This window comes from Streptomyces sp. NPDC088354 (assembly GCF_044753585.1).
Lineage (GTDB): Bacteria > Actinomycetota > Actinomycetes > Streptomycetales > Streptomycetaceae > Actinacidiphila.
This window is the reverse complement of sequence record NZ_JBIVNJ010000003.1, coordinates 120,407-145,539: the sequence shown is the minus strand read 5'-3', so window position 1 is coordinate 145,539 and position 25,133 is coordinate 120,407. Positions and strand designations below refer to the sequence as shown.

General features: G+C 73.2%; 25 protein-coding genes. 15 read left to right on the top strand and 10 right to left on the bottom strand.

Going from position 1 to position 25,133, the window contains the following annotated elements; genetic code table 11:
• Positions 1-2 precede the first annotated feature (2 nt).
• Entirely contained in the window at positions 3-911 is a 909-nt protein-coding gene (locus ACIP98_RS06880) for a LysR family transcriptional regulator (protein WP_401974123.1), read from the bottom strand.
• Positions 912-1,161: 250 nt separating this feature from the next.
• Between ACIP98_RS06880 and ACIP98_RS06875 the strand changes: the two genes are divergently transcribed.
• Positions 1,162-3,114, top strand: coding sequence for a SpoIIE family protein phosphatase (locus ACIP98_RS06875; RefSeq protein ID WP_401974122.1), 1,953 nt, complete (start codon positions 1,162-1,164; stop codon positions 3,112-3,114).
• On the opposite strand, the gene ACIP98_RS06870 is transcribed toward ACIP98_RS06875, so the two are convergent.
• Positions 3,098-3,484, bottom strand: coding sequence for a VOC family protein (locus ACIP98_RS06870; RefSeq protein WP_319658216.1), 387 nt, complete (start codon positions 3,482-3,484; stop codon positions 3,098-3,100). The genes ACIP98_RS06875 and ACIP98_RS06870 overlap by 17 nt on opposite strands.
• Before the next feature lie 73 nt (positions 3,485-3,557).
• Here ACIP98_RS06870 and ACIP98_RS06865 point away from each other — a divergent pair, with 73 nt between their 5' ends.
• Together ACIP98_RS06865 and ACIP98_RS06860 are read left to right on the top strand one after the other, a co-directional pair.
• Complete coding sequence (locus ACIP98_RS06865) at positions 3,558-4,433, top strand: hypothetical protein (RefSeq protein ID WP_401974120.1); 876 nt, start codon at positions 3,558-3,560, stop codon at positions 4,431-4,433.
• A 38-nt stretch (positions 4,434-4,471) separates the two neighbouring features.
• Positions 4,472-5,017 (top strand): GNAT family N-acetyltransferase, encoded by a 546-nt coding sequence (locus ACIP98_RS06860; RefSeq protein WP_401974118.1) that lies wholly within the window; start codon positions 4,472-4,474, stop codon positions 5,015-5,017.
• 16 nt (positions 5,018-5,033) lie between these two features.
• Here ACIP98_RS06860 and ACIP98_RS06855 read toward each other — a convergent pair whose 3' ends face one another.
• From ACIP98_RS06855 to ACIP98_RS06840, 4 genes are all read right to left on the bottom strand, one after another.
• Complete coding sequence (locus ACIP98_RS06855) at positions 5,034-5,786, bottom strand: amino acid ABC transporter ATP-binding protein (protein WP_401974117.1); 753 nt, start codon at positions 5,784-5,786, stop codon at positions 5,034-5,036.
• The gene (locus ACIP98_RS06850) at positions 5,783-6,664 is read right to left on the bottom strand and encodes an amino acid ABC transporter permease (protein WP_401974115.1); all 882 of its coding nucleotides are present in this window, start codon (positions 6,662-6,664) and stop codon (positions 5,783-5,785) included. The genes ACIP98_RS06855 and ACIP98_RS06850 overlap by 4 nt, the downstream gene beginning before the upstream one ends.
• The gene (locus ACIP98_RS06845) at positions 6,661-7,575 is read right to left on the bottom strand and encodes an ABC transporter substrate-binding protein (protein WP_401974113.1); all 915 of its coding nucleotides are present in this window, start codon (positions 7,573-7,575) and stop codon (positions 6,661-6,663) included. The genes ACIP98_RS06850 and ACIP98_RS06845 overlap by 4 nt, the downstream gene beginning before the upstream one ends.
• A 90-nt stretch (positions 7,576-7,665) precedes the next feature.
• A complete protein-coding gene (locus tag ACIP98_RS06840) occupies positions 7,666-8,361 on the bottom strand; it encodes a glycerophosphodiester phosphodiesterase (RefSeq protein WP_401974111.1) in 696 nt (231 codons plus the stop codon).
• Between the two features lie 233 nt (positions 8,362-8,594).
• Between ACIP98_RS06840 and ACIP98_RS06835 the strand changes: the two genes are divergently transcribed.
• From ACIP98_RS06835 to ACIP98_RS06825, 3 genes are read left to right on the top strand one after another with little or no spacing between them, the layout of a single operon-like run.
• Positions 8,595-10,013 carry a DUF6421 family protein gene (locus ACIP98_RS06835; protein WP_401974110.1) on the top strand — a complete coding sequence of 473 codons (1,419 nt, stop codon included), beginning with the start codon at positions 8,595-8,597 and terminating at the stop codon, positions 10,011-10,013.
• 26 nt (positions 10,014-10,039) lie between these two features.
• Complete coding sequence (locus tag ACIP98_RS06830; RefSeq protein ID WP_319658353.1) at positions 10,040-10,804, top strand: SDR family oxidoreductase; 765 nt, start codon at positions 10,040-10,042, stop codon at positions 10,802-10,804.
• Complete coding sequence (locus ACIP98_RS06825; protein ID WP_319658225.1) at positions 10,783-11,880, top strand: low specificity L-threonine aldolase; 1,098 nt, start codon at positions 10,783-10,785, stop codon at positions 11,878-11,880. Before ACIP98_RS06830 ends, ACIP98_RS06825 begins: the two co-directional genes overlap by 22 nt.
• A gap of 126 nt (positions 11,881-12,006) precedes the next feature.
• On the opposite strand, the gene ACIP98_RS06820 is transcribed toward ACIP98_RS06825, so the two are convergent.
• Both ACIP98_RS06820 and ACIP98_RS06815 read right to left on the bottom strand, forming a co-directional pair.
• A complete protein-coding gene (locus ACIP98_RS06820) occupies positions 12,007-12,285 on the bottom strand; it encodes a chaplin (protein WP_319658226.1) in 279 nt (92 codons plus the stop codon).
• An 80-nt stretch (positions 12,286-12,365) separates the two neighbouring features.
• Positions 12,366-13,538 carry a sialidase family protein gene (locus ACIP98_RS06815; protein ID WP_319658227.1) on the bottom strand — a complete coding sequence of 391 codons (1,173 nt, stop codon included), beginning with the start codon at positions 13,536-13,538 and terminating at the stop codon, positions 12,366-12,368.
• 287 nt (positions 13,539-13,825) lie between these two features.
• Between ACIP98_RS06815 and ACIP98_RS06810 the strand changes: the two genes are divergently transcribed.
• Positions 13,826-15,229 carry a peptidase C39 family protein gene (locus tag ACIP98_RS06810; RefSeq protein ID WP_401974107.1) on the top strand — a complete coding sequence of 468 codons (1,404 nt, stop codon included), beginning with the start codon at positions 13,826-13,828 and terminating at the stop codon, positions 15,227-15,229.
• A 155-nt stretch (positions 15,230-15,384) separates the two neighbouring features.
• Positions 15,385-15,987, top strand: coding sequence for a nitroreductase family protein (locus ACIP98_RS06805; RefSeq protein WP_401974105.1), 603 nt, complete (start codon positions 15,385-15,387; stop codon positions 15,985-15,987).
• Positions 15,988-15,996: 9 nt separating this feature from the next.
• Here ACIP98_RS06805 and ACIP98_RS06800 read toward each other — a convergent pair whose 3' ends face one another.
• Positions 15,997-16,917, bottom strand: a complete 921-nt coding sequence (locus ACIP98_RS06800) for a hypothetical protein (protein ID WP_401974103.1) — start codon at positions 16,915-16,917, stop codon at positions 15,997-15,999.
• Positions 16,918-17,314: 397 nt separating this feature from the next.
• Between ACIP98_RS06800 and ACIP98_RS06795 the strand changes: the two genes are divergently transcribed.
• A complete protein-coding gene (locus ACIP98_RS06795; RefSeq protein WP_319658231.1) occupies positions 17,315-17,863 on the top strand; it encodes a hypothetical protein in 549 nt (182 codons plus the stop codon).
• Positions 17,864-17,872: 9 nt separating this feature from the next.
• Here ACIP98_RS06795 and ACIP98_RS06790 read toward each other — a convergent pair whose 3' ends face one another.
• Positions 17,873-19,534 (bottom strand): IclR family transcriptional regulator C-terminal domain-containing protein, encoded by a 1,662-nt coding sequence (locus tag ACIP98_RS06790; RefSeq protein ID WP_401974101.1) that lies wholly within the window; start codon positions 19,532-19,534, stop codon positions 17,873-17,875.
• Between the two features lie 134 nt (positions 19,535-19,668).
• Between ACIP98_RS06790 and ACIP98_RS06785 the strand changes: the two genes are divergently transcribed.
• The 6 genes from ACIP98_RS06785 to pcaB are packed head-to-tail and all read left to right on the top strand — an operon-like array spanning position 19,669 to position 25,082.
• A complete protein-coding gene (locus tag ACIP98_RS06785; RefSeq protein ID WP_401974099.1) occupies positions 19,669-20,439 on the top strand; it encodes a CoA transferase subunit A in 771 nt (256 codons plus the stop codon).
• Positions 20,439-21,122, top strand: coding sequence for a CoA transferase subunit B (locus ACIP98_RS06780; protein WP_401974097.1), 684 nt, complete (start codon positions 20,439-20,441; stop codon positions 21,120-21,122). Before ACIP98_RS06785 ends, ACIP98_RS06780 begins: the two co-directional genes overlap by 1 nt.
• Positions 21,119-22,312: a thiolase family protein gene (locus tag ACIP98_RS06775; RefSeq protein ID WP_319658235.1), complete on the top strand. Its 1,194-nt coding sequence runs from the start codon at positions 21,119-21,121 to the stop codon at positions 22,310-22,312. Before ACIP98_RS06780 ends, ACIP98_RS06775 begins: the two co-directional genes overlap by 4 nt.
• 10 nt (positions 22,313-22,322) lie before the next feature.
• The gene (pcaH, locus tag ACIP98_RS06770) at positions 22,323-23,105 is read left to right on the top strand and encodes a protocatechuate 3,4-dioxygenase subunit beta (RefSeq protein WP_319658236.1); all 783 of its coding nucleotides are present in this window, start codon (positions 22,323-22,325) and stop codon (positions 23,103-23,105) included.
• Positions 23,102-23,671, top strand: a complete 570-nt coding sequence (pcaG, locus tag ACIP98_RS06765; protein WP_401974095.1) for a protocatechuate 3,4-dioxygenase subunit alpha — start codon at positions 23,102-23,104, stop codon at positions 23,669-23,671. Before pcaH ends, pcaG begins: the two co-directional genes overlap by 4 nt.
• A complete protein-coding gene (gene pcaB / locus ACIP98_RS06760; protein WP_319658238.1) occupies positions 23,658-25,082 on the top strand; it encodes a 3-carboxy-cis,cis-muconate cycloisomerase in 1,425 nt (474 codons plus the stop codon). The genes pcaG and pcaB overlap by 14 nt, the downstream gene beginning before the upstream one ends.
• The last annotated feature ends 51 nt before the right edge of the window (positions 25,083-25,133 follow it).

The window sequence follows — 25,133 nt, the reverse complement described above, 5'->3', positions numbered from 1 at the left end:
GCTCAGACGTGCAGCGGTTCGGCGAAGACCTTCCGGGCCATGGCGACGAGTTCGTCCAGGTCCCCGTCGCGGGCCCGGTCGCGGCGCCAGACCAGGACGGTCTCCAGGCGGCGCTCGAAGTCCGTGAACGGCAGGACCCGTGTGTTCTTCCTGGCGTAGCCGTGCAGGGGGCTGTCCGGATCGAGCAGGGAGAAGGAGAAGGCCATCCCGCTGGACACTATTTCGGCGATACCGGAATAGTCGGTGTCGGTCAGGTCGATGCGTTTCCTGATCCCCCGCTCGAAGATTTCCCGGTCGAGTTCGTCGAAGTACGCGGGTCTGCCTTCCTTGGGGGCGACGACGAAGCTGAGGTCGGCCAGCTCGGCCAGCGCCACGCGGTCCCGCCCCGCGAACCGGTCGGCGGGCACCACCGCTCCCAGCCTCTCCGTCATGACGGGCAGCAGGTCGAGTGCCGGATCGCCCACCGGCAGCCGCACCAGCGCGAGGGCGAGCCTGCCCTCGCTCACGCCGCCGATCAGGGCCCTGGACGTGCCCGGCCAGCACATCAGCTCGTACCTCTCGCCGACCCGCTCGCGGAGCGTCTCGGCGAGGTCGCGCACTCGGGGGTGCACCCCCAGAGGGATGCCCAGGAACAGGGTGCCGCGCCCTGACGAGGTGGCCTCGCGCAGCCGCCACGGAACGGAGTTGATCTGCTCCAGTACGTCGCGCGCGATCGGCAGCAGCGCCTCGCCGGCCCGGGTGAGCGTGACGCTGTGGGTGTCACGGTCGAACAACCGGTGGTCGAGCTCGTGCTCGAGGTCCTTGATCCGCTGGCTGAGCGGTGACGTGGCCATGTGCAGCCGCCGCGCCGCCGCCGAGAAGTTCAGCTCCTCCGCGACGGCGACGAAATAGCGCAGATGGAATATCTCCACGCACTCACGTTAACCCCCGCCGGGCCGGCCGGGCCGGGTCCCGGCCGGCGGCCGGTCCTGCGGCGCGGGGGTGGGGGCGACCGGTGCGGGGCAGGCACAGGGTGTAGGACTCCTGCAAACGGCTCCGGCGCGAAGGGCTGCCGCAAGGCCCCGCCCTCGGCCATGGGAGGTGCCCCGCGTGCACTCGGTCCGGGACGACAGAAGCTTCGCCGTTCTCCTTCTGAGCGTTGTGCTGATCTCAGGCGTGAGAGTGGGATTCGCCGCTGCCGGCCTGCAGATCATGGGCGTAGCGGAGTACGCCGTGCTGATCCCCGTGGTGGCGAGCGCACTGCTGTCGGTGCGCCGGACGCTGATCGTGGGGCTGTTCAACATGGCCGCCGCCGTCGCCGTCTACGGGATGGTCCTCCACGACGTCATGGGGCTCATCAGCCAGGTCACCACCATCACGGCGCTGGCCGTCGCACTGGGCGTCAGCCTGGTCGTCTGCCGCATCCGTGTGGCGGGGGAGAGGCGCTTCGGACGCCTGATGATCGCCCGCGAGCGCCTCGCGCTGCTCAGCGAGGCCAGCGCGTACGTCGGCAGCACCCTCGACGCGGCGCGGACCGCCGAGGAACTGGCCGACGTCGCGGTGCGCGGCTTCGCGGACCACGCCGCGGTGGACCTCTTCGACTGCGTGCTCAAGGGCGAGGAGCCGGTTCTCGGACCCGGCACGGACAGGATCACCCTGCGCCGCACCGCGCAGTCGGGCTCGGCCCTGCCCCTGGGGGGTGTACGGACCGGCGGCGTCGTCGCCCAGTGCCAGGGATCGGCGCCGGCCCCCGACGTGATGACCGCCGGCCCCGTGATGACGGAGATCGCCGACGCGGCCGACACCAACGCGCCGCACTCCGCGCTGGTGGTACCCCTTCGCGCACGGGGGGTCACCCTCGGCGCCGCGCTGTTCACCCGCTCCCGCAGCCGCGCCCCCTTCGACGCCGACGACCTGCTCCTGGCGGCGGAGATCGGGGCGCGGGCCGCGGTGTGCGTGGACAACGCCCGGCGCTACACCCGCGAGCGCAACACGTCCCTCGCCCTCCAGCGGAGCCTCCTGCCACAGGTGGTGGCCGAGCAGCCGGCGGTGGAGGCGGCGACACGCTACGTGCCCGCGGGAGTGCGCGCGGGCGTGGGCGGCGACTGGTACGACGTCATCCCGCTCTCGGGGGCCCGGGTCGCCCTGGTGGTGGGGGACGTGGTCGGGCACGGCGTACAGGCCTCGGCGACGATGGGGCGGCTGCGTGCCGCGGTCCGCACGCTCGCCGACGTGGACCTGCCGCCCGACGAACTGCTCACCCACCTCGACGACGTCGTCACACGGTTCCGCGAGGAGATGGGAGGGACCCCGGACGGGAGCCGCGATCCCCGGTCGGACACCGGAGGCATCGTCGCGACCTGCCTGTACATGATCTACGACCCGGTCTCGCGCCACTGCGTGGCCGCTCGCGCCGGCCACCCGCCACCGGCCGTGGTCGGTCCGGGATCGAACGCCGAGTACCTCGACATCCCCGCGGGACCCCCGCTGGGCGTCGGCGGACTCCCCTTCGAGACCGCCGAGCTCGACCTGCCGGCGGGCACTCTGCTCGCCCTCTACACCGACGGACTCATCGAGTCCCCCGGACGCAGCCTCGACGAGGGACTGGGGCGCCTGAGGAAAGCCCTGTCCGAGCCGATGTCCTCCCTGGAGGACATGTGCGACCACGTCCTGAACACGCAGATCGGCGGGGGCTCGCGGGACGATGTCGCCCTCGTCATCGCCCGTACCCGGGAGTTCGACACGACGCACGCCGCCGCGTGGGACCTGACGGACGACCTCGCCGAGGTCGCCCGCGCCCGCGACCTCGCCTCGTCCCGGCTGGCCGGCTGGGACCTCGAAGAGCTCGCGTTCACCACGGAGATGGTCGTCAGCGAGCTGGTCACCAACGCCATCCGCTACGGCACGGGTCCCGTGCAGCTGCGCCTCATCCGCCAGTCCACGTTGATCTGCGAGGTGTCCGACAGCAGCAACACCGCCCCCCACCTGCGCCGGGCCCGGATGCTCGACGAGGGCGGGCGCGGGCTGTTCATCGTGTCGCAGCTCGCCGAGCGCTGGGGCACCAGGCAGCGGCCCGACGGAAAGACCATCTGGGCCGAGGTGGCCCTCCCGCCTGTGGTCACGGCCGGTACCTGAGCGGATGGTCCTCCGGCACCTCCACGACGCAGACGCGCACCCCGTCGGGATCCTCGATCCACATCTCCAGGAGCCCCCACGGCTCCTGCCGCGGCTCCCGCACCACGCGCACGCCGCGCTCCGCCAGCTCGGCATGGGCCGCGCTCACGTCCGGTACCTGGAGCCAGAGTTGCAGACCCGGCGCCGGTGGGCCTCCGGCGTGCCCGGAGACCTCCAGGAACCCTCCGCCCAGGAAGAAGACCGTGCCGCGCGTCTCGCGGGGCCCGAACTCCCGGTAGACCGCGAGCCCGAGGTCGTCCCGGTAGAAGGCCCGCGAGCGCTCCGGATCGGTGGGCCGCAGCAGGATCCTGCTGCTCAGTACGTTCACCATGCGCGCGAAGCTACCCACGAGCCCCCGGGAAAACCGCCTGACACGTCGGGCCGCCGTCCGGCACCCTGACCGCATGGCTCACGGACCGGGCGCGATCGCCCCGCTGTACAGGACGTGTCCGGGGTGCGGTGCGGAAGCCCGCTGCGAGAGCGGGGCGATCGTCATCGACGGGGATCTGCACTGGAGCGTGGAGGGCACGTGCGCGGCGTGCGGGAAGCACGCGGGGTTGGAGTGCGGTCGCGGTGAGATCCCCTGGTACGTGCGGGACGCGCTGATCGCCGGGCACGGCGAGGCGGTGCTGCGCGCGGAGCCGCGGCCCGGCGGCTCGGTGGCCGCCGCGCTCAAGACCGTCCGTGAGCTGTTCGGCGTGCCGCTCTCCGAGGCCCGCGCCCGCCTGCGCGCCCTCGCCGAGGACGGCGTGCGGGGCGCCGAGGTGGAGCTGGGACTGCCGGCCGCCCGTCTGGAGGAGGCCGGTTTCAGCGTCTCCGTGCGGGTGGCGGAACCGCTCGCCAGGAAGCGCCGCGACGCGCCGGACGAGCACCGGCGCTTCGACGCCCGCCGGCCCGCCAACCCTGCCGCGCAGGGCAGGCCGGCATTCGCCCGTGCCCCGTTCCGGGCGGGCGGGGCCGAGGTGGAGGAGGCCGGTGAGATACCGGACGCGCCAGAGGTCGAGCTGGTGCCGGGGAGCCTCGCCGAGGAACTGCGCGCCCCCCTGGCCGTCCACCTCGCCGGGGGCAGCGTCGTCGTCATCGCGACGGGCGTGGCACCGGACCCGCTGGCGCAGGACCCGAACGACCACGTCCCGGTCGGCCTGGCCACCGACGGTACGTGGACCTGGGACCTGGCGTGGCGGCACTGGGTGCACGAGCACGGCTGCGCGCCGCCCGCGGAGTTCGTCGCGCACGCACGGGCCAGGGGTTTCGCGCCGCCGCCCGCCGTGACCGGCTAGCCTCGGGACGACCCGCCGCACCCGAGAGGACCCCCGTCATGGAGAGCGCACAGCCCCTCGTCACCCCCGACTTCCGCACCGCGACCACCGCCGACGTGCCCGCGCTCGTCGCGCTCGTCGAGTCGGCGTACCGCGGCGACGCGAGCCGGGCCGGATGGACCACCGAGGCGGATCTCCTGGAGGGGCAGCGGACCGACCCCGCGGGCGTCGCGGCCGTCGTCGACGGGGAGCGGAGCCGGATGATCGTGGTCGAGTCGGACGGTGAGATCGTGGCCTGCTGCCAGCTGGAGAACCGGGACGGGCACGCCTACTTCGGCATGTTCGCCGTCCGCCCGGGCCGGCAGGGCGGCGGCCTCGGCAGGATCGTGCTGGCCGAGGCGGAGCGTTTCGCGCGTGAGGAGTGGGGCGCCGACGCGATGCACATGACCGTGATCACCCAGCGCGAGGAGCTGATCGCCTGGTACGTGCGCCGTGGCTACGAGCGCACCGGCACGATCAGCCCCTTCCCGTACGGCGACGCCCGCTTCGGCCTGCCCACCCGTGACGACCTGGCCTTCGAGCTGCTGGTGAAGAAGCTCGGCTGAGCCGGCCCGCGGACGCTCAGAGCCGCCCGGCCTCGACGATCCGCGACAGGAAGCGCCGGGTCCGCTCCTGCTCGGGGGCGCCGAAGACCTGCTCGGGCGTGCCGCGCTCCAGGACGACGCCGCCGTCCAGGAAGCACACCTGGTCGGCGACGTCGCGGGCGAAGCCCATTTCGTGCGTGGCGATCACCATGGTCATCCCCTCCTCCTTCAGGTCGCGGACGACGCCGAGCACCTCGCCGACGAGTTCGGGGTCGAGCGCGGCGGTGATCTCGTCGAGGAGCAGCAGCCGGGGCCTGCCCGCCAGGGCCCTGACGATCGCCACGCGCTGCTGCTGTCCGCCGCTGAGCCGGTCCGGGTACTCGCGCGCCTTCCCGTCCAGCCCGAGGCGGCCGAGCAGTTCGTGCGCCCGCGCCTCCGCCTCCGCGCGGGCCACGCCGTGCACCCGGCGCGGTGCGAGGGTGACGTTGTCCAGCACGGTCATGTGCGGGAAGAGGTTGTATGCCTGGAAGACCACGCCGACGCGACGCCGCACCGTGTCCGGGTTCACGCGGGGGTGGGTGATCTCCTCGCCGTCCAGGAAGATCGCCCCGTCATCGATCTCCTCCAGGAGGTTGGCGCAGCGCAGCAGCGTGGACTTGCCGGAGCCGGACGCGCCGATGAGGACGGTGACGCTGTGCGGCGCCACCTCCAGGTCGACGTCCCGCAGCACGGGTGCGCCGCCGAAGGTCTTGCGTACGGACTCCAGCCGCAGCACGGGTGCGTCGGTCATACGGTCCCTCCTTGCGACTCACGGCGATTCATCCGCGCGGTGACCCAGTCGGTGAAGCGGGTCATCGGGATGGTGAGGGCGACGAACACGAGCCCCGCGACGATGTAGGGGGTGTAGTTGAAGCTCTGGCCGGCGATGATCTGCGCCGCGTAGACGGCGTCGACGGCCCCGGCGATGGAGACCAGGCCGGTGTCCTTCTGCAGCGACACGAGGTCGTTCAGGAGTGCGGGCACGACGCGCCGTACGGCCTGTGGGAGCACGACGAACCGGAGGGTCTGCGCGCCGCTCAGCCCGAGCGAGCGCGCCGCCGCCCGCTGGCTGGGGTGGACGCTCTCGATACCGGCCCGGAACACCTCGGCCACGTACGCGGAGTAGGTGAGCACCAGCCCGGTGCCGCCGAGCACCACCGGGTCGGTGGGCACACCTTGGAGGCGGAGGGCCGGGACGCCGTAGATCACCGTCAGCAGGCAGATGATCAGCGGCAGGCCCCGGAAGAAGTCGACGTACACGACGGCCAGCGCCCGCAGCGGGAAGAGCACCGGTCCGCGCAGGGTGCGCGCGATCGCCAGCAGCAGGCCCACGACGAGCACGACGGCCCCGCACACGACCAGCAGCCGCAGGTTGAGCAGCAGCCCTTCGAGGACCTTGGGCAGCGCCTCGCGCGCGTAGTGGCCGCTGAGAAACGTCTCCCGCACGCGGGGCCAGCCGGGGGAGCGGGTGATGCCGAGGTACAGCAGCACGGCCGTGAGGAGGGTGCTGGCCGCGGCGATGCCCGCGGAACGGCGGGTCCGGACACGGCGGTGGCGCTCGCGGGCGATCCGCCGCTCCGACGGCGTGTACGGGTGCGGGTCCTTGCGGACGTCCTCGCCGAGGGTCACTTGAGCACCGGCGCGTCGACGGCGTCGGACAGCCACTGCTGTTCGAGCTTCGCCAGGGTGCCGTCGGAGCGCAGGGCGTCGACGGCCCGGGTGACGCAGGCGGTGAGCGGGCTGCCCTTGTCCAGGACGAGGCCGAACTGTTCCTGCGCGCCGCCGCCGGTAGCGAACTGGCCGACGATCCGGGCGTCCTCCAGCTCGGCGGAGGTGATGTAGAAGGCGGTGGGCAGGTCGAGCACGATGGCGTCGACCTGGCCGTTCTTGAGCGCGGCGACCGCGAGGTCGTTCTTCTGGTAGACGGCCGCGGTCGCGGTGGGCCTGATCTCGTCGTTGATCACGTCGAGGCTCGTGGTGCCGATCTGGGCACCCAGCTTCACCTTCTTCAGCGCCGCGACGCTCGTGGCGGAGGCGGCCTTGGAGCCCTTGAGGGCGATGACCGCCTGACGGACGTCGTAGTAGCCGGAGGAGAAGTCCACGGCCTTGCGGCGCTCGTCGGTGATCGAGATCTGGTTGATGTCGAAGTCGAAGGTCTTGGCGCCGGGTGCGAAGGCGTTGTTGAAGGGGACCGACTGCCAGTCGATCGCGGCCCGGTCGTAGCCGAGTCGCCGGGCCACCGCGTAGGCGACCGCCGACTCGTAGCCCTTGCCGTTGGCCGGTTCGTTGTCCTCGAACCAGGGTGCGTAGGCCGGGTTGTCGGTGCCGATCGTCAGCTTGCCCGAGGTGCGTGTGCGCAGTGCGGAAGGCGGGCACGAGGCGGCGGACGCGGATCCCGAGGGCCCGGGCGTGACGGCCTTGGTGTCGCCCGAGGCGGAGTCCTCCTGCGGCGCGCACGCCGCCGCGGTGAGGACGAGGACGGAGAGGGCCGCCGCGGCGGCGAGGCGCGAGGACGCCCGGGAGGCGGGAGCGTGAGACATGGCGGGACCTTGGCACCGCCGGGCGGGCACTGTCCACGCCAAAACGCGGCGATCCCGTATGCCGGACGTTTGTGTCCGGCGTGTTGCCGGCTACCAGTCCGTGAGGCCGGTCTCGACCGCGCGCTTGACCTCGGGGACGTCGGTGACCGCGCCGTCCAGGCCCAGGGCGTGGGCGAGGGCGAGTTCGCGCGGGGTGTTGACCGTCCAGGCGATCACCGAGATGCCGGCGCGGTGGCACTCCTGCACCAGGGCGAGGCTGATGCGCCGCAGGCTGAGGCTGACGAGGCGGGCGCCGACGGCCTGGGCGCGCGGGATGATCTCGGAGCCCATCGGGCCCTCGGCGACCAGCACGGTGCGGGCCTCCGGCAGGCAGGCGCGGATCTCGGCGAGGGCCGCGTCGTGGAAGGACAGCACGTCCACCCGCTCGACCAGGTCGCGCTCGCGCAGCACGTCCGCGAGGACACGGGCGGCGGCGACGTCCTTGATCTCCGCCTGGATGGGCGCCGCGACCGCGTCGACGACCTCCTCGAAGACCGGCACCCGCTCGCCGCGGCCCGCGTCGAGGCCGCGCAGCTCCTCCAGGGTGAGATCGGAGACGAAGCCGGAGCCGTCGGTGGTGCGGTCGACCTTCTCGTCGTGCATGACGATCAGGGCGCCGTCCTTGCTGAGGTGCAGGTCGAGCTCGATCTGGTCCAGTCCCTCCCGCTCGGCGCGGACGAAGGAGCGGAGGGTGTTCTCGGGCTCGACGCCCATGACACCGCGGTGACCGACGGTGAAGAAGCTCAAGACGGTTCGTTCGCTTCCGGTGCTGGTGCTTGCGTTTGGTCCACGGACACCGCGCAGCCTAGCGGGCCCCTGAGGCGGCGGGCCGAACGCCGGGTGAACGGCGCGCCCGCCCGCAGGAAGAATCGCGGCGAGGGCCGCCCTGAGCGGAAGATTTTCCTCCGCCTGCACTTGAACGGAAGAAGCAGGCCTATATACGGTGGCCATACAAGAGGTTCTTCTGTGAAGGAGGGGTCATGACGGAAATCCTGTCGCCGGCGACGGCGTCGAACGACAGCGCGGGCACCAGCGGGACCGGTATATCCGGCGGCGGTGTTGTCCGGCACCCGGCCTGGGCGGTCCTGAAGCAGGCGGTGGAGGAGATCCGCCCCTGGCAGCTCAAGGACGGCTCCATCGACTTCTCCGCGCAGGACGCGCCGCAGCGCGCCGTCGTCGACAACGCGCTGGACCGCGTGGTCCGCGCCGTGGAGGAACTCTCCCCGCTGCTCCCGCACGACTCCGCCTACCACGAGGCCCTGGTCAAGGATCTGCGGCGCTGGTCGGACGGCGGCTACGCGGTGCCGGACTTCCTGGACTCCCTGCTCTCCTTCCACCCCGCCGCCGAGCGCACCGACGGCCTGGAGCACCTCGTGGTGTTCCCGATGTACACCCAGAACGGCAACCCCGACCGCAACCTGGAGGCCGTCGCGCTGCGCGTGGTGTGGCCGCAGTGGCTGTCCGAGCTGGAGCGCACCCGCTACGACAACCCGCTCTTCGTGCCGATCACCTTCGAGGACTTCACGCCCGGGTACGACACGAACTCCGCGGTGCTCTTCCCCGAGACCGTCGCCGTGCGCGAGGCCCCCGAGCGCTTCACCTGGGGCGGCATCTTCTGCGACCGCGAGGCCGCCCGCTTCCGCGCCGTGAGCCGCGCCGCCGTGGACACCCTCGGCGTGGCGCTGCCCGAGGACGCCGAGGAGCTGCTGGCGGACCAGGAGCTCAGCCAGCAGACCTTCGTGCTGTGGGACATGATCCACGACCGCACCCACAGCCACGGCGACCTGCCCTTCGACCCCTTCATGATCAAGCAGCGCCAGCCGTTCTGGATGTACGGCCTGGAGGAGCTGCGCTGCGACCTCACGACCTTCAAGGAGGCCGTGAACCTGGAGGCCGAGGGCCACGGCATGGGCCGCTACCTCCAGTACGCGATCCTCTTCGACCGCCTCTTCCGCTTCCCGGTCACCGGCGACCGCGTCCGCAACTACGACGGGCTCGGCGGCCAGCTGCTCTTCGCGTACCTGCACAAGCACGACGCCGTGCGCTGGACCGACAACAAGCTCCGCATCGACTGGGAGCGCGCCCCGCAGGTGACCAACCAGCTCTGCGGCGAGATCGAGAAGCTGTACCGGGACGGCATCGACCGCCCCAAGCTCGTCCACTGGTTCGCCGCCTACGACCTCGTCTCCGCATACCTCTCCCCGCACCCCGGCTCGGTGTGGGCCAAGGGACCGGACGCCCTGGACCTCGGCCTGCCGCCGCGCAAGCTCGTCGACGAGGTGCTGCCGGACGAGTTTCCGCTGAGCATGTTCTACGAGGCCCTGGCCAAGAAGCTCCGTGATGTGATCGCCTCGACCAAGGGCATCACGGCCCACGGCACGGGTCAGGTGGCCGCGTGACCGACGCAGCGGAGGAGGCGGCGCAGATGACGGAAGCAGGCGGTACGGCCGGAGGATCCCTGGCCGGGGCCGTGATCGCGGTGGCGGGGGCCGGCGGTCCCGCCGGACGCGCGACCCTGCAGCGGCTCGCCCGCGCGGGGGCCCGTGTGGTCGGCGCGGACGCCAATCCGGAGCGGCTCGCCGAGGCCGTCGACCTGGCGCGCTTCGACGCGGGCGGCGCGGTCATCACCGGCGACGTGGTCGACCTGCTGGACCTGTCCGCGACCAAGGAGTGGGCCGGCCGGATCGAGAAGGAGCACGGGCGCGTCGACGGGATGGTCCACCTGGTGGGCGGCTGGCGCGGTTCCGCGTCCTTCCCCGAGACCGACCTCGCGGACTGGGACTTCCTGGAGAAGCTGCTGATCCGCACCGTCCAGCACACCTCGCTCGCCTTCCATGACGCCCTGCTGGCCGCGCCCGCCGGGCGGTACGTACTGATCAGCGCGGCCGGCGCCAGCCGGCCCACCGCGGGCAACGCGGCGTACGCCGCCGCCAAGGCCGCCGCCGAGGCGTGGACGCTGGCGCTCGGCGACTCCTTCCGCAAGGCGGCGGGGGAGCAGGCGCCGACCGCGGCCGCCACCGTCCTGGTGATCAAGGCCCTCGTGCATGATGGGATGCGCAAGGAGCGCCCGAACGCCAAGTTCGCGGGCTTCACCGATGTGACCGACCTGGCCGACGCCGTCGCCGACGTCTGGAGCCGGCCCGCCGAGGAAGTGAACGGAACCCGCCAGTGGCTCACACCCCGCCCGTGACCGATACCCGTACGGACGCCGTCCGCCACCACGACCCGCGGACCCGCGGCTTCGCGAGCGACAACTACGCGGGCGTCCACCCCGAGGTGCTGGCGGCGATCGCCCTCGCCAACGGCGGCCACCAGGTCGCCTACGGCGAGGACGAGTACACCCTGCACCTGCAGGACGTCTTCCGCGCCCACTTCGGCCCGCGCGCCCAGGCCTTCCCGGTCTTCAACGGCACCGGCGCCAACGTGGTCGGTCTGCAGGCGCTCACCGAGCGCTGGGGCGCGGTGATCTGTGCGGCCTCCGCCCACATCCACGTGGACGAGGGCGGCGCCCCGGAGCGCATGGGCGGTCTGAAGCTGCTCACCGTGGCCACCCCGGACGGCAAGCTGACCCCCGAGCTGATCGACCAGGAGGCCTGGGGCTTCGACGACGAGCACCGCGCCCAGCCGCAGGTCGTCTCGATCACCCAGACCACCGAGCTGGGCACCTGCTACACCCCCGAGGAGATCCGGGCGATCTGCGAGCACGCGCACGAGCGCGGTCTCGCCGTCCACCTGGACGGCTCGCGGATCGCGAACGCGGCCGCCACCCTCGGCGTGCCCCTGCGCGAGTTCACCACCGACGCGGGCGTGGACGTGCTGTCCTTCGGCGGCACCAAGAACGGGCTGCTGTTCGGCGAGTGCGTCGTGGTGCTGAACCCGGAACGGGTCCGGGCGATGAAGCATCTGCGCAAACTGTCCATGCAGCTCGCCTCGAAGATGCGCTTCGTCTCGGTGCAGTTCGAGGCGCTGCTCACGGGCGACCTCTGGCTGCGCAGCGCCCGCCACGCCAACGCGATGGCCCGCCGCCTGGAGGCGGCCGTGCGAGAGGTGGACGGGGTGACGGTCGTCCGCCCGGTCCAGGCGAACGCCGTCTTCGCGCTGCTCCCGCGCGAGGTCGGCGAGCGGCTGCAGAAGCGCTACCGCTTCTACTTCTGGGACGAGGCCACCGGCGAGGTGCGCTGGATGTGCTCCTTCGACACCACCGAGGAGGACGTGGACTCCTTCGCGGCTGCGCTGGCCGAGGAAATGGCCGCGCAATCCGTGTGAGCGGTTCCCCGGGGGAGAATTTCCCGGGGAACGAATTCCCCGGGAAAGGCCGCCGCGGAACTGCTGGAGAACGCCGAGGGGCGTACCGGACGATCCCGGTACGCCCCTCGCGCCGTTCTCGCGGTGTCAGCGGTTGACGCAGACGTTGCCGGCCACCGGGTTGAGCAGCGCGACGGCGTTGATGCCGTTGCCGCAGACGTTGATCGGGATGTTGACGGGCACCTGGACGATGTTGCCGCTCAGAATGCCGGGCGAGCCGATGGCGGCGGCCCGCGCGTTGGCACCGCCACCGCCGTGGCCGCCGAAACCGCCGCCGTGGCCGCCGGCGACGGCGCCGGTGGCGGCACCGAGCACGGTCACACCGGCGACGGCGGACAGGGCCGCGGCCTTCGCGATGCGCTTCATGGCGTTCTCCTTCGAAATTCGTTGGTGACCCCGTCCGACGACGTGCGGCGCCACCCGAATGTGTGCGCCCGCCGGTCCGGTCACGTGGTGAACCGGGTGAAGGTCAGGGTCTCGTACGGAGAAGTGGTTCCCGTCTCGTAGAGCAGCCCCACCGTGCCACCCCCCAAGTCCACCAGGTCGGAGTACGCGGCCGGGTGACTACTCGTCAGCAGGGCCGGTTCCCAGTAGATGCCGCCGTCGGCGCTGGCCCGGACCTCCATGGCGGCGCGCGCCCCCGGATCGGACGGTCCGGAGTACAGCAGCAGCCCGCCCGGCAGCTGCAGGACGCTGCCCTGCACCTCCGGCCCCTCGATGGCCTCCTGGGGCTCGAAGCTGCCCTCCACGCTCTCTCCGCCGTCGGTGCTGTAGGCGTTGGCGCGCGAGGCGTTGGAGAAGCCGCCGTCGTCACGGCTGTTGATGTAGATCCGGCCGTCCGGCAGCTCGGCCATGGTGGTCTCGTTGAGATTGATCCAGCCGCCCGGGACCTCCTCGACGAACCCGATGTGCCAGGTCTTGCCGTGGTCGTCGCTGTAGAGGGAGTGGGCGCCGTGCACCACCTCGCCGTCGACGACGGCGGTGTGGTTGGCCGGCACGAGCAGGCGTCCTGCGTGCGGGCCGTTGCGCAGCGCGATGGCGTGGCCGGGCCCGGTGGCGTACCAGCGCCAGTTGTCGGGTTTGACGCTGCTGGTGATCTGCCGGGGCGCGGACCACTTGGCCCCGCCGGAGTCGCTGTGCAGTTCCCAGACCTGCCGGGCGTCGTAGACCGCCTTGGAGCTGCCGCCGAGTTGAGCCTTCGTCAGATTGCCGACGGTGCGGCAGATCAGCAGCACGATGCGGCCGGTCTTCGGGTCGGCCACCGGGGTGGGGTTGCCGAACGTCTCACCGGCGCCGCGGGCGACGACGCGCATGGCCTGCCAGGTGCAGCCGCCGTCCAGGGAGCGGCGCAGCACCACGTCGATGTCCCCCTCGTCGTCCGCCGACGTACGGCGGCCCTCGGCGAACGCCAGCACGGTGCTCTTGCCGATCCGCAGCACGGCCGGGATACGGAAGGTGTGGTAGCCGCCGGTGCCGGAGCGGAACGGCACGGACGTGGCGCATTGGGCGGTGGGTGCCACGGCCGCCTCTCCGGCCGGCGCCTGCCAGCCCGCCGCCCCGGTGAACAGGACGGCCAGACCGGCCAGTGTGCGCTTGCTTCTGACGGCACCGAGTGTCATCAGGCTTCCTCCGGACGGCGTCGACATGGCCAGAAGCGCAAGATTCTCATCCGCCATGCGGGGTGCGTGGATGACACTCCGTTCGCGTTTTTTCCGGTAAGTCAATATGAGTAATGCGCGCGAAACGGTGCGGATATCCTTGACACTTTTTTGGCGTGTCCCTTGGCTGCATTCCATGGTATCCACCACGGACCGTGCTCCAATGTGCCGGGAAGTGATGGTCGAGAGGCGCGCGCGGGACGACAGTTGAGAAACCGGCGTCCGTGCTCATGACAGGGGGACCGTTCATGACACGACCCGCCCCACGCCGTACGATGCTGGTCGGCGCCCTCGTGGCCGCGACCGCCGCGGCCACTCCGCGGGCCCTCGCAGCGACCGGCGGGGACCGCCGCCCCTGCGAGCCCGGCCCGTCCGGCGGCCGACCCGGCCGGCACCCGTACGGCGATCACGACGAGGCCTCCGTGGACCACCACGCATGGACCCGCTGGTCCGACTGGCACAGCGGTGACGGCAGCGGCACCTGCGTCGAGCCCGGTCCCCGCCCCGGGATCGCCATCGGCAGGCCCTCGGGCGTCCTGGAGTACGCCGACCCGCACACCGGGATCACCGAGACGTGGGAGACCGCCACGTGGACGTCACCGGTCCACACCCCGCGCAGTCCCGCGACCGAGATCGTCGCCTCCTGGAACGCCCGGACCCCCGCGGACACCTGGATCCAGGTCGAGCTGTGCGCCACCTACACCGACGGCAGCATGACCCCCTGGTACGTCATGGGCCGCTGGGCGTCCGGCGACGCCGACATCCGGCGCACCTCGGTGGACGGCCAGACCGACGCCAAGAGCAGCGTCTCGACCGACACCCTCGCGATCGACGACCCCGCCTCCGGCGTGCGCCTGGCCTGGTACCGCCTGCGCCTCACCCTCCTGCGCCGCCCCGGCAGCGACGCCACCCCCACCGTCTGGCGGGTCGGCGCGATGGCCTCCGACATCCCCGACCGCTTCACCGTGCCCCCCTCCGGGCCCGGTGTCGCCCGCGGCATCGAACTGCCCGTGCCGCGCTACTCCCAGGAGATCCACAAGGGCCAGTACCCCGAGTACGACAACGGCGGCGAGGCCTGGTGCAGCCCCACCTCCTCGCAGATGGTCATCGAGTACTGGGGCCGGGGACCGGACGAGGACGACCTCGCCTGGGTCGACCCCTCCTACGAGGACCCGCAGGTCGACCACGCCGCCCGCTTCACCTACGACTACCAGTACGAGGGCTGCGGCAACTGGCCCTTCAACACCGCCTACACCGCCACCTACCGGGATCTCGTCGCGACCGTGACGCGTCTGCACGGCCTGCACGACGTGGAGCGGCTGATCCGGGCCGGCATCCCGGTGATGACGTCCCAGTCCTTCCTCGCCACCGAGCTGGACGGGGCCGGCTACGGCACCTCCGGCCATCTGATGTGCGTCATCGGATTCACCCCTGAGGGCGATGTGGTCGTCAACGACCCCGCGAGCCGGGACGACGAGGCGGTGCGCCGGGTCTACCGGCGGGAGCAGTTCGAGACCAACTGGCTGAGGACGAAGCGCTACGCCGCCGACGGCCAGGTCCGCAGCGGCACCGGCGGCGTCTGCTACCTGTCCTGGCCGCTGTGGCCGTCCCCGGCCCAGAGCCGGGTGCTGCACCGGATCGGGGTGCTCTGAGCCCGGCCCGGGCCCGGCACTGTTGCGGCCGTGTGAAATCACCGCCGCGGGCCCTGGAAAGCAGCGGAAGCGGGAATTCCGGTGCGGGTCCGGCCCGCTGAGCGGATGGGGCACCACGATGCCCCGGCCGGCTCTCTGCCGACAGGAGTCCACACATGCCGCACCGCGCCCTCACCTCGGTCCCCGTGCACCCGCTGCTCGCCGAGCGCTGGAGCCCCCGGTCCTTCGACCCCGCGCACACACTCGGCGGCGGACAGCTCGCCTCCCTGCTGGAGGCCGCCCGCTGGGCGGCGTCCGCGTTCAACGTCCAGCCCTGGCGGTTCCTCGTCGGCCGGCGCGGCGACGCCACCTTCAAGGCGGTGCACGGTGCCCTCGTCGGCTTCAACCAGCGGTGGGCCGGCGACGCGTCCGTCCTGATCGTCGCCGTCGCCGCCGAGTCCGGGGCGGACGGCGCACCGGTCCCCACGGCCGCCTACGACACGGGGCTGGCCGCCGCCCAACTCACCACCCAGGCGCACGCGGAGGGCCTCCACGCCCACCAGATGAGCGGCTTCGACGCCGGCCGCCTCGCCACCGCCTTCGGCATCCCCGACGGATTCCGTCCGCTCGCCGTCATCGCCGTCGGCGCGGTCGCCGACCCGGAACGCCTGGACGACTCCCTGCGGGCCCGCGAGACCGCCCCGCGCCACCGGCGGCCCCTGGAGGAGAGCTTCTTCTCCGGCGCCTGGGGCGAGCCGGTCGACCTGCGCCCGGCGTGACGGGCCGCGTCATCCGCGCAGGGGCAGCCGTACCAGCGGAGCGAGTTCGGCGTCGGTCGCGGGCCGGAGGGTCGACAGCACGCGGCGGGCGGCCGGGAGTCCGGACCCGGGTCGGGGGCCGGGGCCGTACAGGGTCACGGTGCAGACCAGGCCGCCGCGCCGCAGCCGCAGTTCCTGTCGTTCGTAGGCGCCCTCGTACGTGACGAGCCGTCGGCCCCCGCCGTCGTCGGTGCAGCGGATCGTCCCGCCGAAAGGGACCGGGCAGCCGCGCGCGTCCACGCGCCGGGTGTCGTGGCCGGCGCGTTCGACGGCCAGGTGCATGGCCGTCGTTCCCGGGCGTTCGTAGTCGGCGCCGAAGCCGTCCTCGCCCGCGCCGAGGACCCGCAGCGTGTAGCCCGGCGGCGGGTCGCCCACGCGCAGCAGGCCGCGGTCCACACCGTTCGCGCGGATCCACGCGTCGAGGGTGGGCAGCCGCCCGGCATCCCACGCGGTCCAGGCCCCGGCGGCCGCGAACACCGCGGCCGCCGTGACGGCGGCGATCCGGGTCCGGGCGCCGGGCAGGAGAAGCGCGGCGGCGAGGGCGTAGCAGACCCCTCCGGAGACGCAGAGCACGAAGCCGTTCCGCAGCCCGTCGACATGCAGACGCACCGCCACGGCGATCAGCACTCCGGCCGTGCCCGCACCGAACACCCCGACCGCCCATGCCCACACCCCGCCGCGCCGGCCCGTCACCGGGCTCAGCCGGCGCGCCGCGAACCCCGGCGCCGCGAGCAGCGCCACCGCGAACGGCGCCCAGCAGGCGGCGGCGGCCACCCCCGCCGCGGCGCCACCGCTGAACAACCCGAACAGCACCGCCTCGAACCCGATCGCGGTGAGCGCACAGCCCACGAACCACACCGCGGTGAGGTGCACGAGTGCCGGCGCTGCCACGTTCTTCGGGATCACGTCCTGTGATCACGCACGCCCGGCCGGCGTGGTTCCCCCGGTGCGAGGGATCTTCCACCTCTGATCCTGACCAGTGCTCCGTCCTTTGGGGCGGGGGTGAAGGCCGTCCTTGGCCCGGAGCCGCGAGGCGGCGGATGCCGCTACGGCTCCGGCGTGACGGTCAGGCAGGCCGCTTCTGGCTCTCGATGTACCGGCGTACGACGGTCGTCGTCGCGAAGGCGGCCGGACCGGCCGTATCGGCCTGCGGAGCGCGGGTAGGACCGGTACTCGTACCGGCGCAGCGCGAAGAAACAGGGACCCACCCGAGGCCCCAGCCGGTGTCCACCGGCCGGCAGGCGGGAATCTCCTTCCTTCAGGACGGAGAGGATGTCAAGGTGACGCCGTGGACCAGGGGGTGCGGCGCTACCGCTACGTGGGACCGGCGGACCTGCGGGCCGCCGTCCGGCCCGGGGGCACCGGGCGGCCGATCCGCGACGCGGCCGACCTCGCCGCCTGGGCCGAGGAACAGACGGCGGCGGACCTGGCCGAGCCCTTCACCTACGTCGTCGACGTCGCCGGTGTGCTGCGCCTGGCGCCGCGCCGCAGCGAGCACGTCGCGTGCGCGGACGGCGGGGAGGTCCTGGGCGCCGGGGAGATCGCCTTGCGCGAGACCTCCGGGACATGGGCGGCCGCCGAGGTGAGCAACCTCTCGACCGGCTACTGCCCCGACACCCCCTCGTGGTCCTCCGTCGCCCGCGCCCTGGACCGCGCGGGTCTCGGCCGCCCGTCAGGTTTCACGCACGCGGTGGTCTTCCGCCGCTGCACCGGCTGCGGGGAGCGCGGCATCGTGCGCGAGGACGACTTCGTGTGCGTCTTCTGCGGGAGCGCCCTGCCCGGCGAGTGGAACGTGGATCCGTCCCACGGGGACGGCGCACCCTCGCCCCCGTCGTGAGGCGGCCGGTCACGAGACGGCGACGCGGGCGTAGCGGCCCACCACGCGCAGATCCTCCTCGATGCGGGAGGCGGCCGCCCGGAGCGGGGGGAGGAGGTCGGCGCGGGACTGCTCGACGGTGCGGCGGCTGGCGTGCATCGAGACGTTGACGGCGGCGACGACGCGACCGGTGCCGTCCCGGACGGGGACCGCGATGGACCGCAGGCCCTCCTCCAGTTCCTCGCTCACCAGCGCGTGGCCGTCGGCGGCGACCACGTCGAGGACGTCGTTCAGGGCCCGCGCGTCCGTGACGGTGTGCGGGGTGAGCGCGGCACGATCGGTGTGCGCGAGGAGCCCGGCGCGCTCGTGGGCGGGCAGGCCCGCGAGCAGGACCCGGCCCATGGCGGTGGCGTAGGCGGGGAAGCGGGTGCCGACGGTGATGTTGACGCTCATGATGCGGACGGTGGGGACCCTGGCCACGTACTGGATGTCCGCGCCCGACAGCACGGCCATGGAGGCGGAGTCGTGCACGCGCTCCACGAGGCCGACCAGGTGCGGCCCGGCGATCTGGGACAGGGTCAGCCGGGACAGGTGGGCGCAGCCGAGCTCCAGCACGTGCGGGGTGAGCCGGAAGAGCCGGTCCTCGGAGGCGACGTAGCCCAGGTGCTCCAGGGTGATCAGGGAGCGGCGCGCGGTGGCCCTGGCCAGGCCGGTCGCCTCGGCGACGGCGGTCAGGGACAGTGCGGCGCGGCCCTCGCCGAAGGCGGTGAGCACGGTGAGCCCGCGCGCCAGGGACTCCACGAACTCCGGTCCGAGTTCCTGCTTGGAGGCCCGCGTCCATGCCGCCGGGGTGGGGCCGGCCGGCACGGCGGCGGGCCGGCCGGCGGGGGCCGCGAGGGAGCGTTCCATCGCGGCGACGGTCTCGCGCAGCCGGGGCAGCACCGCTTCCCGCAGCGACGCGGCGCTGTGCCGGCTGGTGTGGCTGACCACGCTCACCGCGCACACCGCGGCGCCGGCCGGGTCGCGCACCGGTACCGCGACGGCGATCAGACCGGGCTCGATGAGCTGGTCGTCCGCCGACCAGCCGTGCTCGCGGGCGGCCCGGACGCGTTCCTCGAAGGAGTCGGCGCCCTCGCCGTGCCCGTCGGGCAGCGCGGGGAAGCCCGCGCCGTGCGGGTCGGACGCCCGGCGCAGCCGCCAGCCGTCCCACTCCGCCTCGCCCCACCCGGAGGCGAACAGCGCACCGGGGGCGCCCCGTTCGGCGGGCAGCAGATCCCCCAGCCGGAAGGTCAGCGACATGGCGCGGCGCCGGGTGACCTGGTGGACGAAGCGCACCCCGTCCCCGTCGGGCACCGCGATGGACACCGACTCGTCCAGGCCGTCCGCCAGCGCGTCGGCGAGCGGTCCCAGGACCTCGGGCAGCCGGCTGGCGGCCAGGTAGGCGTTGCCCAGTTCCATCAGCCGGGGCGCGAGGACCGCGTCCCGGCCCTCCAGGCGCAGGTAACCGGTGCGGGTGAGCGTGCTGACCACCCGGTCCACGGTGGAGCGGGCGAGCCCGGTGTCGCGTACCAGGTCGCCCACCGAGCGCCGTCCGTCGGCCGCCGCGAGCCCGCGCAGCACGGCGAGCCCCCGGATGAGGGGGCCCACGGCCTCCTGCGGCGGGGGAGCGGTCACGAGTGCGGGGGATGTCATCGGCGCTCCAGCATGGAGATATGTCGTCGAAACCGTACCGCCCCGAAACGTTGACAGAGCGGGCACCGAGGATCAGACTCGGCCACGGAAGATTGTGAACTTAAGTTCACTGGACGAACAAGAGGTGGCACAGGATGGACAAGGTGGTCGCCTCGGCCGCCGAGGCCGTGGCGGACGTCCATGACGGGGCGTCGCTGGCCGTCGGCGGTTTCGGGCTGAGCGGTGTGCCCGACACGCTCATCCAGGCCGTCCACGATGCCGGGACCGGCGGCCTCGCCGTGGTCTCCAACAACTGCGGCGCCCTGGAGTCCGGCCTCGCCGTCCTGCTCGCCGCCGGGCGCATCGCCCGGGTCACCGGCAGCTACATCGGCGCCAACAAGGAGTTCGCCCGCCAGTACCTGGCCGGCGAGCTGGAGCTCGAACTCATCCCGCAGGGCACCCTCGCCGAGCGGCTGCGCGCCGGAGGCTGCGGCATCCCCGCCTTCTACACGCCCGCCGGGGTCGGCACGCAGGTCGCCGACGGCGGACTGCCCTGGCGCTACGACGGCGACGGCGGGGTGGTGCTGGCCTCCCCGCCCAAGGAGGTCCGCGAGTTCGACGGCGTCGAGTACGTCCTGGAGCGCGGCATCACCACCGACTTCGCCCTGGTCAGGGCCGCCAGGGGCGACCGGCACGGCAACCTGGTCTTCGCCAAGTCCTCCCGCAACTTCAACCCGCTGGCGGCCATGGCCGGCCGGATCACGATCGCCGAGGTGGAGGAACTGGTCGAGCCCGGTGAACTCGACCCCGACCAGGTGCACCTGCCGGGCATCTTCGTCCAGCGGGTGGTGGCCCTCACCGCCGAGCAGGCCGCCGACAAGAAGATCGAGTTCCGCACGGTCACCGCGAGGGAGGCGTCGGCCTGATGGCCTGGACACGCGACGAGATGGCCGCCCGCGCGGCGCTGGAACTGCGCGACGGCGAGTACGTCAACCTCGGCATCGGCCTGCCGACGCTGATCCCCAACCACCTGCCCGCCGGTGTCGAGGTCGTCCTGGAGTCGGAGAACGGCATCCTGGGCACCGGCCCCTTCCCGTTCGAGGACGAGGTCGACCCCGATCTGATCAACGCCGGCAAGGAGACCGTCACCGTCCTGCCCGGCGCCTCGTTCTTCGACTCCGCGCTGTCCTTCGGCATGATCCGCGGCGGCCACATCGACACCGCCGTGCTGGGCGCCATGCAGGTCTCCGCCCGCGGCGACCTGGCCAACTGGGCCATCCCCGGCAAGCTGGTCACCGGCATCGGCGGTGCGATGGACCTGGTGCACGGCGCCCGGCGCGTGATCGTCACCATGACCCACACGGCCAAGGACGGCAGCCCCAAGATCCTCCAGGAGTGCGCCCTGCCGCTCACCGGCAAGGCGTGCGTCGACCGGATCATCACCGACCTCGGCGTCCTCGACGTCACCGACGACGGACTCGTCCTCGTCGAGACGGCCCCCGGCGTCGCCGTGGAGGAGATCCTGGAGAAGACCGCCGCCCCGGTCCGCACCACCCGAGGCGCCGGCAACGCCGCCGTCGCCGCCACCGGCCAAGGAGCCCAGTCATGAGCCAGCAGCTGCGCGAGGTCTACATCGTCGACGCCGTCCGCACCCCGGTCGGCAAGTACGGCGGCGCCCTGTCGGGCGTGCGTCCGGACGACCTCGCCGCGCACGTCGTCGGCTCGCTCATGGCCCGCACCCCCGACCTGGACCCGGCCCGCGTCGACGACGTGTTCTTCGGCGACGCCAACGGCGCCGGCGAGGACAACCGCGACGTCGCGCGCATGGCCGTCCTGCTGGCCGGACTGCCCGTCACCGTCCCCGGCACCACCGTCAACCGGCTCTGCGGCTCCGGCCTCGAAGCCGTCATCCAGGCCGCCCGCGCGGTCGCCGTCGGCGACGTCTCCGTCGCCATAGCCGGCGGCGTGGAGTCCATGAGCCGCGCCCCGTGGGTGCTGCCCAAGCCCGAACGGGCCTTCCCCGCCGGGCACCAGGAGATGTACTCCACCACCCTCGGCTGGCGCATGGTCAATCCGCGGATGAACCCGCAGTGGACGATCCCGCTGGGCGAGAGCGCCGAGCTGATCGCCGACCGGCACGGCATCACCCGCGAGCAGCAGGACGCCTGGTCCGTCGCCAGCCACGAGAAGGCCGCCCGGGCGTGGAAGGACGGCCTGTACGAGGCCGAGGTCGTGCCGCTCGACGGCGTGGACCTCGCCCGTGACGAGACCATCCGCGACAACACCTCCATGGAGGCGCTCGCCCGCCTGAAGCCCGCCTTCCGCAAGGACGGCGGCACGGTCACCGCGGGCAACTCCTCGCCGCTCAACGACGGCGCGGCCGCCCTGCTGATCGTCGACGAGGAGGGCCTGCGGGCCACCGGCCGCGAGCCGCTCGCCCGCATCCGCTCCTCCGCGGTCACCGGCATCGAGCCCGACTACTTCGGCCTGGCGCCCGTGGAGGCCGTGCGCAAAGCGCTGGCCAAGTCCGGCAAGGGCTTCGGCGACCTCAGCACCGTCGAGCTCAACGAGGCCTTCGCCGCCCAGGTGCTGGGCTGCCTGGCCGGCTGGCCGGAACTCGACCCGGCGCTCGTCAACCCGCGCGGCGGCGCCATCGCGGTCGGCCACCCGCTCGGCGCGTCCGGCGCCCGCATCGCCGGCGCCGTCGCCCACCAGCTCGCCGCCCGGGGCTCCGGCACCGGCCTGGCGGCCCTGTGCATCGGCGTCGGGCAGGGCCTGGCCCTGGTCCTGGAGAGGTAGGAGCCCCCGCATGGCCACCCCGCTCACGCAGGACGAGATCTCCCGCGAGATCGCGGAGGCGCACGCGGCGTACGCCAAGCGCCTCGCGGACGGCGCGGCCGCCGAGCACCACCCCAGGCGTGGCTACGCCCCCTACCGCAGCAGCGCGCTGCGGCACCCCAAGCGCCCGCTGGTCGCCGCCGGTCCGGCGGGCGGCGACCCCGAGGCCGTCGAGCTGTCCGGGCCGGTCTTCGGCGTCACCGACATCACCGCCCTCGACCACGACCTCACCCGGCAGCACCAGGGCGAGCCGCTCGGCGAGCGGATCCGGGTCACCGGGCGCGTGCTGGACCGGCGGGGCCGGCCCGTACGCGGCCAGCTCGTCGAGATCTGGCAGGCCAACGCCTCGGGCCGCTACGCCCACCAGCGCGACGACCACCCCGCCCCGCTCGACCCCGGCTTCACAGGGGTCGGGCGCACCCTGACCGGCGACGACGGATCGTACGAGTTCGTCACGATCAAGCCCGGCGCCTACCCCTGGCGCAACCACGTCAACGCCTGGCGCCCGGCGCACATCCACTTCTCGCTCTTCGGTACCGCGTTCACCCAGCGCCTGGTCACGCAGATGTACTTCCCCGGCGACCCGCTCTTCGCCCGGGACCCGATCCTGCAGTCGGTGACCGACGACTCGGCACGGCAGCGGCTGGTCGCGGCCTACGACCACGGGCTGTCCACCCCGGAACGGTCGCTCGGCTACCGCTGGGACATCGTCCTGGACGGCCCTGCCGCCACCTGGACCGAGGAGGGCCGATGAGCTCACCCCTGGCTCCCACCCCCTCCCAGACCGTCGGCCCCTTCTACGGCTACGCGCTGCCCTTCGCCAAGGGCGGCGAGCTGGCGCCAGCCGGGCATCCCGGCACGATCACCGTGCACGGGTACGTGTACGACGGCGCCGGGCGGCCCGTGCCCGACGCGCTGATCGAGATCTGGCAGCCGGCCCCCGACGGTTCCCGGCAGGGCGCACCCGGATCACTGCGCCGCGACCCGGTGAACGGCGCGGTCCTCGGCCGCGACGGACTGGTCTTCACCGGCTTCGGCCGCGTGCCCACCGACGCCGACGGGCACTACGCCTTCCGTACGCTGCCGCCCGGCGGCGTCCCGTACCTGTCGGTGATCGTCTTCGCCCGCGGCCTGCTGCACCATCTGCACACCCGCGTCTATCTGGACGACGCGGCAGACGACGCGCTGCTCGGCTCGCTGGAACCCGGGCGGCGTGCCACGCTGGTCGCCACTCCGGACGGTGAGGGCGTCCACCGCTTCGACGTCCGACTGCAGTACGACGGAGCGCACGAGGAGACGGTCTTCCTTGCCTTCGACTGAACCCTTCGCGGACACCGGCCTGCTCTCCCCGGGCCGGGCCGGCACGCCCGTGGAGGAGGCGACCGGCGACGCGGCGTTCGTCCGCGGCATGCTCGACGCCGAGGCCGCGCTGACCCGCGCGCAGGCCACGCTCGGCCTCGCGCCCGCTTCGGCGGCGGCCGCGGTCACCGCCGCCGCGGCCGAGACCGGCAGGTACGACGCGCGCGACCTCGCACTGCGCGCCCGCTCCGGCGGCAACCCCGTCATCCCGCTGGCCGCCGACCTGACGGCTGCCGTGGGGGAGCGGGACGAGGCCGCCGCTCCCTATGTGCACCGCGGCGCCACCAGCCAGGACATCGTCGACACCGCCGCCATGCTGGTGGCCTTCCGCGCGCTGGAGCCCGTGCTCGACGACCTCGCCCGCGCCGCCCGCGCGCTCGGAGCGCTCGCCCGCGAGCACCGGACCACGCCCATGGCCGGGCGCACGCTCACCCAGCACGCCGTCCCCACCACCTTCGGGCTCAAGGCGGCCGGCTGGCGCGCCCTCGTCCTGGACGCCCACGACCGACTGACGGCCGTTCGCCGCACGCTGCCCGCACAACTGGGAGGCGCCGCGGGCACGCTCGCGGCGTTCCACGCCTTCGCCGAGGCGGACGCAGCGGGCGGGGGTGGCGGCGCCGAGGGGGTGCCCGACCTGGGGGAGCGGCTGACGGCCGCGTACGCCGCCGAGACCGGGCTCGCCGAACCCATGCTGCCCTGGCACACCCTGCGCACGCCGGTCGCGGACCTCGGCGGAGCGCTCGCCCTCACGGCGGGCGCGCTCGGAAAGATCGCGGCTGACGTCCTGGTGCTGAGCCGCACCGAGATCGGGGAGGTCACCGAAGGCGCCGGCGGGGACTCCTCCGCCATGCCCCACAAGGCCAACCCCGTGCGCGCCGCCCTGATCGCCGCCGCGGCCCGCCAGGTGCCGGCGCTCGCCTCCGTCCTGTACGGCTCCCTGGCCGCCGAGGACGAACGGCCGGCCGGCGCCTGGCACGCCGAGTGGCAGCCGCTGCGCGAGGCCCTGCGCCTGGCCGGCGGCGCGGCGCGGGGAGCGGCGGAACTCGCCGAGGGACTGCGCGTCCACCCGCACCGCATGCGCGACAACCTCGACGCGACCGGCGGCCTGGTCGTCAGCGAGCGCCTGGCCGCCGCCCTCGCCGCCCTGATCGGCCGCGGCGAGGCGAAGGCCGCGCTCTCCCGGGCCTCGCTCCGGGCCGTCGAGGAGGGCATCGACCTCGACGACGTCCTCGCCGAGGACCCCGGCCTCGCGGCCCTCCTCCCCAAGGAGCGCCTGCGCGACCTCACCGACCCGACCCGCTACACCGGCTCCGCGGCCGCTCTCGTCGACCGGGCCCTGCGCCGCCCCGACCCGCCGGGCACCGCTTCGTGACCCTCCGGCCGCCGGAGCCCACCCGTACGCCCGCGCAGAGCCCGCACGAAG